Here is a 12,229-nt window from a genome sequence, read left to right as displayed (position 1 = left end):
GCCCATATCAGCGAATTCACGAAAAAAAATCTTATGCTACACTAACATTAATCACAATAAGGGGAGGAAATATCTATGAAAAAATTATTAGTAGGATTAACATTAGCACTTACACTGGTGGCAGGCGTAGCATCAGTTGGTGCAGTCACTCAAGAAAACCAAGTAGCAACTTTAGGTTTACCGAACCAACATTGATCATAGCGATTTTCTTAATATCACAATAATAAGTCCGCTGTAGAGCTTTTTTCAGTAGACCCCCTCTATGAAATAAAAATATAAGTTAAGCCCAACCTATTCTTGGTTGGGCTTTTTTTGTAATTAAGGAGAGGTTTATCACAAGTTAAATAGCTAAAAATAGCCAAAAAGCCATGACAATAATCATGGCTAGTTTGGTTATTTCATTTTACGCACAATCACAAATTCACTCTCGTTTAACATCAAATCATTTGATACGTGCTCATTTGTCCATAAATCAAGACCGTCAGCAAATGAAGTTGGAAGACTAACATTTAATGAACGATTTGTTGGATTAATAATAATGAGTAACTCTTCATCATCAAGCGTTTTGCGATAGCTTACAAGAGATTCATTCATAGCTTGGAACGCGAACTCTCCCTTGGAGAAAGCTGGGCTTTGTTTACGAAGCGAAATAAGTTTTTGAACAAAATGAAATACATCAAGATCCTGTTTATTTGTATCCCATTCCATACACTTACGACATAAAGGATCATCTCCACCTGTCATGCCAATTTCGTCACCGTAATAAATACAAGGTGTTCCGATAAAGGAAAGTTGGAACAAATAAAGCAACTTTAAGCGATTTGTATCCTCTTCACATATAGTTAAAATTCGTGCTGTGTCATGGCTACCTAACAGGTTAAAAGCAACCTCGTTTACGTGCTGGGGATAAGATTGCAACACGTGAACGAGCTCGTTTTGGAACTGCTCTACGGTAGTTTCTTTTTTTGCGAAAAAATCAATTGCTGCGTTTGTAAAGCGGTAGTTCATTACAGCATCAAATTGATCTCCCTGCAGCCAAGGCATTGCATCATGCCAAATTTCACCTAGGATATATGCGTCCGGTTTAATTGCTTTTACTCGGTTGCGGAACAATCGCCAAAAATGATGATCTACTTCATTCGCTACATCTAATCTCCATCCGTCAATATCAAATTCTCGGATCCAATATTCCGCTACTTCTAGTAAATAATTTTGCACATCTTTATTTTCTGTATTTAACTTTGGCATGGCAGGCTCAAAGGCAAACGTACGATAAGATAGCTGGTTTCCTGGATTAAGGGGGAATTCGGCAATATGAAACCAATCCTTGTATTTCGAGCTTTCACCGTATTTTATAACATCTTGAAACGGTTCAAAATAGTAGCCGCTATGATTGAAGACGGCGTCAAGCATGATTTTAATACCGCGTTTGTGACATTCGTCTACAAGTCGCTTAAATGTCTCTTTATCTCCAAACTGTGGGTCAATTTCAAAATAATCAATTGTATCGTATTTATGGTTGGTCATTGCTTTAAAAATAGGCGTAAAATAAATGCCGTTAATTCCTAGTTCAGTAAGGTGATTGAGATGGTTAATGACCCCTTCAAAATCGCCACCAAAGAAGCTGCTTTGAGTAGGTGCTTCTCCCCATGACAAGACGTTCTTTGGGTTTAATTCTGGATTTCCATTCCCAAAACGCTCAGGGAAAATCTGATACCAAACTGTGTCTTTTACCCATGAAGGAGAAGAAAAGACATCTATTTGATTTAAGAATGGAAAGGCAAAATAGTAGTGACAGTGGGTAGGAACATCTTCAAAAAATCCTCTTTCCGTATACGTTAAGGATTCTTTTCCATCATTGCAAATAAACCCATATCGTAAGCGAGCATGTGGGGGGCGAATGGTAGCCTGCCAATAATCGAACAAGTCATCCGAACCTACAAGTTTCATAGAGCTTGTTGAATAAATCCATTGACCATTTTCCCATATGTAAGGGTCCCCATGAATAAGAGTCACATCTTGTAAATCTCCTTTTTGCGCTTGCAATCGGATATGTAGAGTTTCTTCATCGTATGCGTACGCAAAATTATTTTTCGGGCGATGATAAATAGAAGAACGAAGCATTAAAAACATCCTTTCAAATTTAATTTATTAATTTGTTTAATTAATATTAATAACAACTTTATATTATGAGTAATTTTAGGATGTGTCAATAGAAATGAAAGGGTGTTCAATTTAAAATATCATAAAAAAAGATGGTGTAAGTGCTTGCAAGAATGAAAAAACCGAATTATAATGATGAACCATAAACTTATTAATTAAAACAATTAATTAATTGTTGGGTAGGGGGTTTTATAATGAAGATAAAGAAAATAATTGCAGCTCTCTCTATTTTGACGCTTGTCAGTGCCTGTGGCATTGAAGAAAAGAGAGACGCTGAATGGAAAAAGCAAGATGAGGAAAAGCCTAAAAAGCTAGTGATATGGGAAGAAAAAGGAAAAGGAATAGCGTTGCAGCCAGCTATTAAAAGTTTTGAGGAAAAGTATGGTATTAAAGTGGAGTACAAGGAATTGGAGATGTCCAACGAAATTAAAGAGAAAATTCGATTGGACGGTCCGGCTGGAACGGGCCCTGATGTATTAACTTTACCTCATGATCAAATCGGTCAGCTAGCACTAGAAGGTGTCATTGCACCGGTGAACGTGGATTCATCAATCGTATCGACATTTACAGACCAGTCCATCCAGGCAGAATCTTATGACGGGAAACTTTACGGACTACCAAAAGCTATTGAAACACCTATTTTTCTATACAACAAAGATCTAATGAAGCAAGCGCCTAAAACGATGAATGAGCTTTACGAAATTTCAAAATCTGATCAAAAAGCAGGACGATATGGCTTCTTAGCTCCATGGGATAATTTTTACTTTGCCAATGCTGTATTGAGTGGTATGGGAAGCTATGTGTTTAAAGAGGAGAAGACATCGCTAGATTCAACTGATATTGGACTACATAGTGACGGGGCGATAGAAGGAGTCAGCTACATCTCAAAATGGTACAACGAAAACTTGTTTCCAAAAGGTATTATTGGTGAAAATGGTGGCTCTACATTAGAAGCTCTTTTTTCAGAAGGGAAAGTGGCCTCAGTCATGAGCGGCCCATGGTCTTTTGAAAGCTTTAAAAGTGCGGGAATTGATGTTGGCGCTACAACCTTACCACTCTTGCCTAACAACAAGCCAATGAAAACATTTATCGGAGTAAAAGGGTGGCATGTAAATAGCTTTTCCCCTTATCAAAAATGGGCTACAAAGCTAATTGAACATTTAACAAATGCTGAAAATGCGAAGGTTCGATACGAAACAGTAGAGGAAATTCCACCTGTTAAAAGCTTAGTTAATGATCCTTCTATTCGAAAAAACGAAAAAGCCAAAGCTATTATTGATCAAGCTGCAGTAGGAGAGCCAATGCCGAACATTCCGGAAATGAGTGAAGTTTGGGGGCCAATGGTAACAGCGCTTCAGCTTGTTGCAAACGGAAAGGAAGAGCCGAAAACAGCTTTAGACGACGCAGTTAAAACAATCAAAGATCAGATAGAAGCGAACCACGGAAGCTAACTTGAAGGGAGTAAAAAAGAAATGAAAATTGCATCTAATGAGCAAACTATGATGACGTCGCATCGGAAAGTAGCGCTGGGATTGTCAATTATTCCAGGACTAGGTCAGCTTTACAATCGTCAATTCTTTAAAGGCATGTTTTTTCTACTATTAAGTAGTGCATTCATCATTACGTTTAAAGACCTGGTGAATGAAGGGCTTTGGGGGATTGTTACGTTAGGTACGAAGCCGTTTCGAGATCATTCTATTTTTCTATTAGTTCAAGGGATTATTGCTCTTTTGTTGCTGATAGGGGGAGCATGCATTTATGCGTTTAATTTATACGATGCATATCAAAATGGTAAGAAAAAAGATGAGGGCAGAACCGTTCATTCTTTAAAGGAGCAGTATCATAACTTAGTAGACAATGGCTTTCCATATCTCATGATTTCTCCAGGATTTTTCTTGCTAATTCTGGTTGTTATATTTCCAATTATTTTTATGGTGCTATTAGCATTTACAAACTATAACCTTTATAATTCTCCACCCGCTAGGTTAGTAGAGTGGAATGGATTTAATAATTTTATTGATTTATTTAAGATGGATATTTGGCGCAATACATTTATTTCTGTATTCTCATGGACGGTTGTTTGGACGTTTTTTGCAACTATTGGGCAGATAGCTGTGGGGATGGTTCTTGCCATAGCGGTAAATCAAAAAGACATTAAATTTAAACGGGTGTTTCGAACCATTTTTATCTTGCCTTGGGCCGTTCCAGCGTTTATTTCAATCCTTATTTTTAGCGGGATGTTTAATGAAACATTTGGTGCAATTAACAATGATATTTTAGCGTTTTTTGGTATAAATCCAATTCCGTGGCTTACAGAGCCGCTTTGGACGAAAGTAGCGTTAATCTTTATTCAATGGTGGGTTGGCTTTCCATTCGTATTTGCTATGATTACAGGTGTTCTTCAATCTATTCCTGAAGAGTTGTATGAGGCAGCAACAATTGACGGGGCATCCTTATGGCAAAAGTTTCGTCATATTACCCTTCCAATTATTTTGTTTACAACTGCTCCAATTATGATTACGCAGTTTACAAGTAACTTTAATAACTTTAATGTTATTTATTTATTTAACGGGGGTGGACCGGCAGTTGCAGGACAAACAGCCGGTAGCAGTGATATTTTAATTTCATGGATTTATGAGCTAACTTTATCATCTGCTCAGTATGGAAAAGCAGCCGCTATTACAATGGTTTTATCTTTAATTGTTATTAGTGTCGCACTATGGCAGTTTAGACGTACAAAATCGTTCCAAGAGGAGGACATGATGTAACATGAACAAAAGAAACTTCGTTCGTAAATTGATTACTTATAGTGGATTAGTGATGGCGAGTGCAATTGTTATTTATCCAATTTTATGGATTATCGGATCTTCTTTAAACCCAGGAAGTAGCTTGTCAAGTTCATCCATGTTCCCAAAAAACCCTACGTTAACCCATTATAAAGATTTATTTACCGGTGAAGGTACCTATTACTTACAGTGGTACTGGAATACGCTCAAAATCAGCGTCATCACTATGCTCTTAGCAGTTACGCTCGTTGGAGTGATGGCGTATTCATTTTCGCGTTATCAATTTGTGGGACGCAAAAATAGCCTAATGTTATTTTTAATTTTGCAGATGGTTCCACAGTTTTCTGCCCTGATTGCAATTTATGTATTAGCATATTTAAGCGGCGTATTAGATACGCATTTAGCCTTAATTTTAATTTATGTTGGCGGACTGTTACCGATGAACACGTGGTTAGCTAAGGGATATTTCGATACGATTCCAAAAGAGTTAGACGAATCTGCTCGTATTGATGGAGCAGGACATTTTCGGATTTTTTACCAAATTATTTTACCGCTAGCAAAACCAATTTTGGCTGTTGTTGCATTGTTTAGCTTTATTACACCCTTTACAGATTTTATTTTGGCGACAGTTATTCTCCGATCAGAAGAGAAGTATACCCTGGCTGTTGGATTGTATCGAATGATTAGTGGACAGTTTGGAAACTCTTTTACACAATTTGCTGCTGGTGCCGTTTTAATTGCTTTGCCAATAGCCATTCTCTTTTTAGCTCTACAAAAATACTTTGTATCTGGCTTAACGGCTGGAGGTACAAAGGGATAACCTATTATTTTAATGCGTGCATGGTATAATAAAAGATACAAGTAAATACGAAGATGTAATAGGAGATAGAGAAATATGGTATTAAAAGGTCAAAATACAGCGCGTACAAAACAGCTAAATCAGTCATTAGTACTAAGAGTTTTGCTGCAAAACGGACCGATGTCGAGACAAAAAATTGCTGAGATTACACAGCTAACACCAGCAACAATTACTTATATTACAGCTGAATTGATTCAGGAAGGCTTTATCGTTGAGCGCGGAGATGTTCAAGAAGGAACAAAGCGAGTAGGTCGAAAATCAATCGCATTAGATTTACAAGGCAATGCTTATTGGACAGTTGGAGTCCACATTAGCATGGAGACAATTCGAGTGGGATTAGTAAACTTAAAAGGTGAGACACGAAGTGTTCAAAGGATTCCTGTTCCAGTAGATTTTAACCAGGAGCAGTATTTAGAGTTTGTGGCAGGCACAATTAGTCGGTATATTAATATGCAGGAAGTAGACGTATCGAGCATTGGAATCGGTTCATTGGGAGCAGTTGATTTGAAAGAAGGAAAGCTCTTAGGAAACGATATAATCGGCTGGCCTGATGTGCCCATTGTGCAGTATTTAAAGCAGAAGTTAAAGCTCCCTATTTATTTTGATAATAATGTAAGTGCACTAGCTTTAGCAGAAAAGATGTTTGGACATGGAAAGCAAGTTGCTGATTTTATGTGTCTATACCTTGGGTATCGTATCGGTGCAAGTTTAGTGTTGAAAAGTGAGTTATACCGTAGTGGGTTAACAGGAGCAGGTGAGTTCGGCCATATGACATACTTGCCAGATGGAAAACCATGCTGGTGCGGAAGCAATGGCTGCCTTAATCAATATGCATCAGAACAGGCTATCGTAGAAGAGCTTCAAGCTCGAGATATTCAAGAAGTGCTACAGAGAGTAGCAAACCAAGAGGGAAAAGCTAGACGAGTTGTTGAAAAAGCAGCGGAACGAATTGCGGTGGTTCTTGCCTCATTTGTAAATATGGTTCATGTTAAAAAGATTGTTGTGTCAGGACCGTTAACTCTTGCGGGAATTGAGCTTACCTCCATTATCAAACAGGAAGTGAATGAGCGATCTTTTTTAGCTAGAAAAGAAGAAGTAGAAGTTATTTCATCAAACTTGGGAGAGCATGTTGAGATTATTGGCGCAGGAAGTTTAGCTTTATGGTATAGCGTCTATCAAAAGCAATTGTAAAGGGTGTGAAAAGCGCTCTTTTCTTTTAAATATATTATTTAATTTAATGAATTAATTTAAAAGGGTGAATTAGTTTGAGCAAACATTCAATTGTTGAAATTTTAAATTTTAAATCTAGTTATTTGCAGAACGAACGTAATTTGTATGTTTATTTACCACCTAGTTATGAACAAGCACAAGATACCAAGTATCCTGTGCTCTATATGCACGATGGTCAAAATATTTTTCATCCAGCTTTTAACGGCCAATCCTGGAACATTCATCATGTTGTAAATAAACTTATTGAACAAGGAGAAATGCAAGAGATTATTATTGTTGGAATTGAAAATATGAAAGAAGAGCGGGCGAATGAATATAGCTTTCATACACTTGATGAAGATAGCTTGCAAGTCCCTCCAGCTCTTGCTTGCATTCAACCGAAAGGAGAGCTTTACGAAAGATTTATTGTTAATGAAGTGAAGCCTTTTATTGATGAGCAGTTCCGCACCAAAAAGGAAGCGAAGTATACGGCGCTAATGGGTTCTTCTAGAGGTGGAGCTATCACATATCATATTGGATTAAAGAGACCGGACGTGTTTAGCATGCTTGCCATTTTGTCTCCATACTTTTATTATGTTGATCCTCATACACTTCAAGAATTCAGTCAAGTGAATATTCCTGTTCAAAAGGTAAATCACAAAAAGATATGGGTTGATGTTGGTGAATACGAAGGAGTTCTAATTCGCGTTGAGCACGTAAAAGATATAGCAAATAAGCTATTAACGTGTGGATATCAGTATGGTGAAGAAGTAGCTTACTATCAAGACGATACAGCAGCTCATACAGAAGCAGATTGGGAAGCGAGAGTTCATATGCCACTTCTATACTTCTTTGGGAAAGAAACGAAACTAGCTGCTGTGGAATTAAAAGGGCGATCTATCTTTGGTTTAAACGAAAAAGCAGGTTCTCTAAATGCGGTGAAAACATATAGCAATGGTGTTAAAGTAACTGAGCTTCAAGGTGAATATCAGGTTGCAGATAAACGGGTTGTTTCAATTGCCAAAGACGGAACGGTTATTCCTAAGTCTGTGGGCAAGACTGTTGTTCAGTTTCAGAGCGAAGGAATAAAAACTTCAAAAGAAATTGAAATTGTAGATTACGTATCTGATAGAGTGCCAGTTTCCATGCAGGTTAAAAGCATAGATGCACTACCAGATGTATTAAGAATTTACGCTGATTTACCTCTTAAGAGGGTCGATTCTTACCATTTTTATAATCAGTTTATTCTCCCTATTGATACTGGATTAGGCTTTCGCTTTTACCTTGACAATGGAAAAGGAGAAGTTAAAGAATCAGGTGCTCCAGTTTATCATCGTATAATGATTACAGATCCAATTCATAAGAAATTCACAGTGGAAAAATGGTTATAAAAAGCAAGGGTCCTCTGCGACTCTTGCTTTTTATATGCATTATTTAATTTGTTTTGCTATTTTGATCTTTATTACGTTTGTTTCCTTTTGAGTTATCTCCACTTGCAATCTCTTCGCCCATTTCAACCATTTGATGCTGAGTTTTCGGGTTGCTTTGATTTGCACTACCCTTATTGTTTTTCTTTGTCATAATCATCATTCTCCTTTTAAAAAGTTGGTAATGAATCTAAGTTGTTTGTTTCATCCCGGTCTGGAACGCTGCGAATATATGTATCGCCATCTTTTCCAATAAACGTTGTAACGTGTTCGATTTCACCTGCTGTTACGCGTTTCATTGCTTCATCGTAGCTTAATACTTGACCAGTCTGTGTTTTAAATTCGGTTAAGTTTCCCTTATCATTTTTACGAACCGCAATAAATCGATCCATGCTTTTCACCCTCTTAGTTATGATTATGAAGAAACCTACACAGTTTTAGCATGGCTAACATAAAGACTTTTATTCGTTTTAAAAGGTAAAGAAGCTTTCATCACGAATAACATAACAATGAAATATTTATAGTAGGAGGTACATAGATGACAACATTTAACTGGCATAAAGAAGCGCATTCACAGTGGAATGAAAAGGTTTCGTTTTGGAATCAAAAGAGTGAAAATATGTGGAAAAGCGGCAGTAGAAAAGGAGTTATCCCTTTAGTTCAACAGCACATTAAGAAAGATGGTATCGTCATAGATATTGGGTGTGGTGACGGATACGGAACGAGGCTGTTAGCAGAAGCGGGGTACAAAGCATTTGGAGTTGATTTATCAACAGAGATGGTTGAAAAGGCCAAAGAATTACATCAGGATGTTGCTACGTTTGAAGCAGCAGATGTGATGGATCTACCTTTTGATGATAATGTAGCAGATGGTGTAGTCCTCATTAATGTACTTGAATGGACAGAACGGCCATTAGAAGCATTAAATGAGATTAAACGAATAGTGAAACCACAAGGACACGCATGTGTAGGTATCTTAGGGCCGACAGCACAACCAAGAACAAATAGCTACCGACGCTTATACGGAGAGAACGTCATCTGTAACACCATGATGCCGTGGGAGTTTGAACAGCTTGCCTCTGAAAATGGTTGGGAGGTTATAGGTGGTAAAGGTGTATATAAAAAAGGAGTTAATCAAGAAACAATTGTATCATTGTCCCCTAACCTGAAGCAGTCTTTAACCTTTTTGTGGTTATTTATATTGAAGAAAATGTAAAAAAGATAACATAAGACAAATGTAATTCAACATACCAATGAAGTAAGATTGTCAGATTAAAGAGGGATGAACGTGGAGCGAAAAAAACATGACATAACAAAGGAAAGTCGACCTCGTTTAATGCTTCCTGAAATAGGGCAAGTTGAAAAATGGTTTAAATTATCTCAAAAAGTGAACGTGACTCAATTTTGTACACAATCTGATGGGAAAAAGCGCGTATATAACAACAAGGATGCGGTAATCGATCACTCAACCTCTATGATTTTGGACCCTTGTTATGTGTCATACATTAATCTATTCGTTAATGGAGTTTTACAGCCTGCTACCTTATATGAAGTAAAAAGAGGCGTACTTATTTTAAAATCTGCAGACGTTCCAGCAAAGCATGTTCCCCTCATTCTACAATTTATTAAAATTGAACCTTAGGAAAGGTGTGAGGAACATATGCCAGCTGAATTAATTAAGCTTTTTATTACAGCTTCTAGCAACGTTACGGGGACAGTTGATACGACGACTACCACAGAGGTAAGTCCGGATTCTTTAAAATTTGTGGCAATTGTTACCGCAGGAATGGTAGTGGGGGGGACAACGACCATTCCCGCTACTTCCTTTTTAGACGATAATGGAGACCCCGTTGCAGCACTGCCTACACCGGCAGCAGATAATGTGTATAACGTTTATATCAACGGAGTACTCCAACAAGCCGGACTAAGCGTTATTACTCCTGCGCAGGTGACAATCAGTGCAGATGTACCGGTTGGTGTTCCTGTAGTATTAGAGCTTGATGATTTTGCAGATGTAACTTCAACGTCTACTTCTACTACGAACTTGGACGTTGATACAATCATTAATACGTAAGCATACTTCGTATATGCAAAAAAAAGGGAGTAACCGATGTTACTCCCTTTTCTACGTGTGTGAACCTATATAAAAGGAAAGGAATCTCTGTATCTAATGTAAGGTGGTTTCTTTAAACTCATGAATGACACTTGTTATTAAGAGAATATCTTTGTAAATCTCGTCTCTGATGCTTGAACATGAACAATTGCGATAATCTGCCAGCAACCGATTTAACTCGTGGTGAAACAGAAATGCTTCTTTTTTTGTAATCATTTTAAAAACTCCCTAACGTTTCAGTAAAGACTCCTGAGGTATGATGAGGAGCTGATAAACAGCTATACTGTTTATCATTAACGGATTCATTTAACATCATTCTGTTAAAAGTCTCTTTATATAGTATTTACTCTGTATTTACATAAATTAAACCTCAAGTTGCAGTGTTTTTCTCTAGAAAATAGTGGGAATGGGTTTCTGTACGTGTCGCTATAAGCGAGCATAGCATAATTTAAATATAAGGAGGAGACAAGCGATATGAAAAAAATTTATCTTGATGCAGGACACGGTGGACAAGATTCAGGAGCTGTGTCAAATGGGCTTCTTGAAAAAAATTTAGTACTAAAACTGCAGCAATACATGATTCAATTTTTAAATAATCAATATGCAGGATTTACTATTCGCACTACGCGTACAACAGATGTTTTCTTGTCACTAAGCGAAAGAGCAAGTCGAGCAAACGCATGGGGAGCAGACGCATTTATGTCTATTCACGTGAACGCTGGAGGTGGAACAGGGTATGAAGATTATATTTATACAGGTCGAAGAGTTAGCTCTGTTTCATTACGAAATGCAGTACATGACGAAGTAAAGAAAATAATAAGTGGTTACAATCATCCAAATCGAGGGAGAAAAACAGCCTCTTATGCCGTGCTTCGCCGTACGAATATGCCAGCTGTTCTAACTGAAATTGCTTTTATTGATCGAGCTGCAGACGCGACTTTGCTTAAAAATGAATCGTTTTTACAGAATATAGCCTACGCCTATGCAAAAGGAATGGCAACTTTTTTAAATTTACCTACAAAATCAGGAGCTATACCTAAGCCAACTCCAACACCAGTTCCAATTCCGCCAAAAGCACCAGCACCACAACAGCCAGCAGCATCACAGCCTTCAGCTCCCCCGGCTTCAACTTCAGGAGATGCTGTTATTCGTACTATCCAACAAACATTAAACTCTCGCTATAAAACAGGTATTGCTGTAGACGGGGTTTATGGCCCTAATACAAAAGCAGCGCTTATTAAAGGTCTACAGTCTGAGCTGAACACGCAATTTAATGCGGGCTTAGCCGTAGATGGAATTTATGGAAGTAATACAAGAAATGCCGTTGTAAATGTCGTAGAAGGAGCTCGTGGAAATTTAACATGGATTGCACAAGCGGCTCTTTATATTTCTGGTCAGAATCCGGGCACTATTGATGGCATCTTTGGTATTAATACGTTAAATGCAGTCAAAGCATTCCAGCGCAGTAAAGGTCTCTCCTCAGATGGAATTATAGGTACGAATACGTGGCGTGCATTATTTTAAAGAAATAAGCGGACTCTATATAGAATCCGCTTTGTTTGTGATTAGGTGCGTTCATTTACACTTGTACAGAGTGCAAGGTTATGCAATTAAAAAGGAATCATCAACGCTACTGACATAATAATCTAATTGACTTTTTATTGCTGTAAAT

12 protein-coding genes are annotated in these 12,229 nt (G+C 37.6%); 9 read left to right on the top strand and 3 right to left on the bottom strand.

The genetic code is table 11. The annotated features are described in order from the left end of the window. Positions 1–393 precede the first annotated feature (393 nt). Positions 394–2,124 (bottom strand): glycoside hydrolase family 13 protein, encoded by a 1,731-nt coding sequence (locus V2145_RS11355; protein WP_330987715.1) that lies wholly within the window; start codon positions 2,122–2,124, stop codon positions 394–396. A 239-nt stretch (positions 2,125–2,363) separates the two neighbouring features. On the opposite strand from V2145_RS11355, the gene V2145_RS11350 reads away from it, so the two are divergent. From V2145_RS11350 to V2145_RS11330, 5 genes are all read left to right on the top strand, one after another. Beyond that, positions 2,364–3,614, top strand: a complete 1,251-nt coding sequence (locus V2145_RS11350; protein WP_330988138.1) for an extracellular solute-binding protein — start codon at positions 2,364–2,366, stop codon at positions 3,612–3,614. Between the two features lie 21 nt (positions 3,615–3,635). Beyond that, positions 3,636–4,931 (top strand): carbohydrate ABC transporter permease, encoded by a 1,296-nt coding sequence (locus V2145_RS11345; RefSeq protein WP_330987714.1) that lies wholly within the window; start codon positions 3,636–3,638, stop codon positions 4,929–4,931. 1 nt (position 4,932) lies between these two features. Further along, positions 4,933–5,769 carry a sugar ABC transporter permease gene (locus V2145_RS11340; RefSeq protein ID WP_094909725.1) on the top strand — a complete coding sequence of 279 codons (837 nt, stop codon included), beginning with the start codon at positions 4,933–4,935 and terminating at the stop codon, positions 5,767–5,769. Between the two features lie 75 nt (positions 5,770–5,844). Continuing rightward, a complete protein-coding gene (locus V2145_RS11335) occupies positions 5,845–6,999 on the top strand; it encodes an ROK family transcriptional regulator (protein WP_330987713.1) in 1,155 nt (384 codons plus the stop codon). A 74-nt stretch (positions 7,000–7,073) separates the two neighbouring features. Continuing rightward, positions 7,074–8,408 (top strand): alpha/beta hydrolase, encoded by a 1,335-nt coding sequence (locus tag V2145_RS11330; RefSeq protein WP_330987712.1) that lies wholly within the window; start codon positions 7,074–7,076, stop codon positions 8,406–8,408. Positions 8,409–8,451: 43 nt separating this feature from the next. On the opposite strand, the gene V2145_RS11325 is transcribed toward V2145_RS11330, so the two are convergent. Together V2145_RS11325 and V2145_RS11320 are read right to left on the bottom strand one after the other, a co-directional pair. After that, positions 8,452–8,598 (bottom strand): hypothetical protein, encoded by a 147-nt coding sequence (locus V2145_RS11325; RefSeq protein ID WP_165932497.1) that lies wholly within the window; start codon positions 8,596–8,598, stop codon positions 8,452–8,454. A gap of 16 nt (positions 8,599–8,614) precedes the next feature. Next, positions 8,615–8,836 (bottom strand): DUF3892 domain-containing protein, encoded by a 222-nt coding sequence (locus V2145_RS11320; protein WP_035319860.1) that lies wholly within the window; start codon positions 8,834–8,836, stop codon positions 8,615–8,617. A gap of 146 nt (positions 8,837–8,982) precedes the next feature. Between V2145_RS11320 and V2145_RS11315 the strand changes: the two genes are divergently transcribed. The 4 genes from V2145_RS11315 to V2145_RS11300 all read left to right on the top strand — a co-directional run bounded on the left by V2145_RS11315 (position 8,983) and on the right by V2145_RS11300 (position 12,081). After that, positions 8,983–9,660, top strand: a complete 678-nt coding sequence (locus V2145_RS11315) for a class I SAM-dependent methyltransferase (RefSeq protein ID WP_330987711.1) — start codon at positions 8,983–8,985, stop codon at positions 9,658–9,660. A gap of 72 nt (positions 9,661–9,732) precedes the next feature. Next, positions 9,733–10,086, top strand: a complete 354-nt coding sequence (locus V2145_RS11310; protein WP_256993226.1) for a DUF4183 domain-containing protein — start codon at positions 9,733–9,735, stop codon at positions 10,084–10,086. A gap of 18 nt (positions 10,087–10,104) precedes the next feature. After that, positions 10,105–10,518, top strand: a complete 414-nt coding sequence (locus tag V2145_RS11305) for a DUF4183 domain-containing protein (RefSeq protein ID WP_094909730.1) — start codon at positions 10,105–10,107, stop codon at positions 10,516–10,518. 513 nt (positions 10,519–11,031) lie between these two features. Then, positions 11,032–12,081: an N-acetylmuramoyl-L-alanine amidase gene (locus V2145_RS11300; protein ID WP_330987710.1), complete on the top strand. Its 1,050-nt coding sequence runs from the start codon at positions 11,032–11,034 to the stop codon at positions 12,079–12,081. Positions 12,082–12,229: the final 148 nt, after the last annotated feature.

This window comes from Priestia sp. GS2 (assembly GCF_036409025.1).
Taxonomy (GTDB): domain Bacteria; phylum Bacillota; class Bacilli; order Bacillales; family Bacillaceae_H; genus Priestia; species Priestia aryabhattai_A.
The sequence above is the reverse complement of the archived record's forward strand: the minus strand, read 5'-3'. Positions and strand labels throughout refer to the sequence as shown.

Coding starts and splice junctions, on each gene's coding strand:
- V2145_RS11300 (WP_330987710.1), top strand. CDS start 11,032: ATGAAAAAAATTTATCTTGATGCAGGACACGGTGGACAAGATTCAGGA.
- V2145_RS11325 (WP_165932497.1), bottom strand. CDS start 8,598: ATGACAAAGAAAAACAATAAGGGTAGTGCAAATCAAAGCAACCCGAAA.
- V2145_RS11320 (WP_035319860.1), bottom strand. CDS start 8,836: ATGGATCGATTTATTGCGGTTCGTAAAAATGATAAGGGAAACTTAACC.
- V2145_RS11345 (WP_330987714.1), top strand. CDS start 3,636: ATGAAAATTGCATCTAATGAGCAAACTATGATGACGTCGCATCGGAAA.
- V2145_RS11340 (WP_094909725.1), top strand. CDS start 4,933: ATGAACAAAAGAAACTTCGTTCGTAAATTGATTACTTATAGTGGATTA.
- V2145_RS11315 (WP_330987711.1), top strand. CDS start 8,983: ATGACAACATTTAACTGGCATAAAGAAGCGCATTCACAGTGGAATGAA.
- V2145_RS11355 (WP_330987715.1), bottom strand. CDS start 2,124: ATGCTTCGTTCTTCTATTTATCATCGCCCGAAAAATAATTTTGCGTAC.
- V2145_RS11305 (WP_094909730.1), top strand. CDS start 10,105: ATGCCAGCTGAATTAATTAAGCTTTTTATTACAGCTTCTAGCAACGTT.
- V2145_RS11335 (WP_330987713.1), top strand. CDS start 5,845: ATGGTATTAAAAGGTCAAAATACAGCGCGTACAAAACAGCTAAATCAG.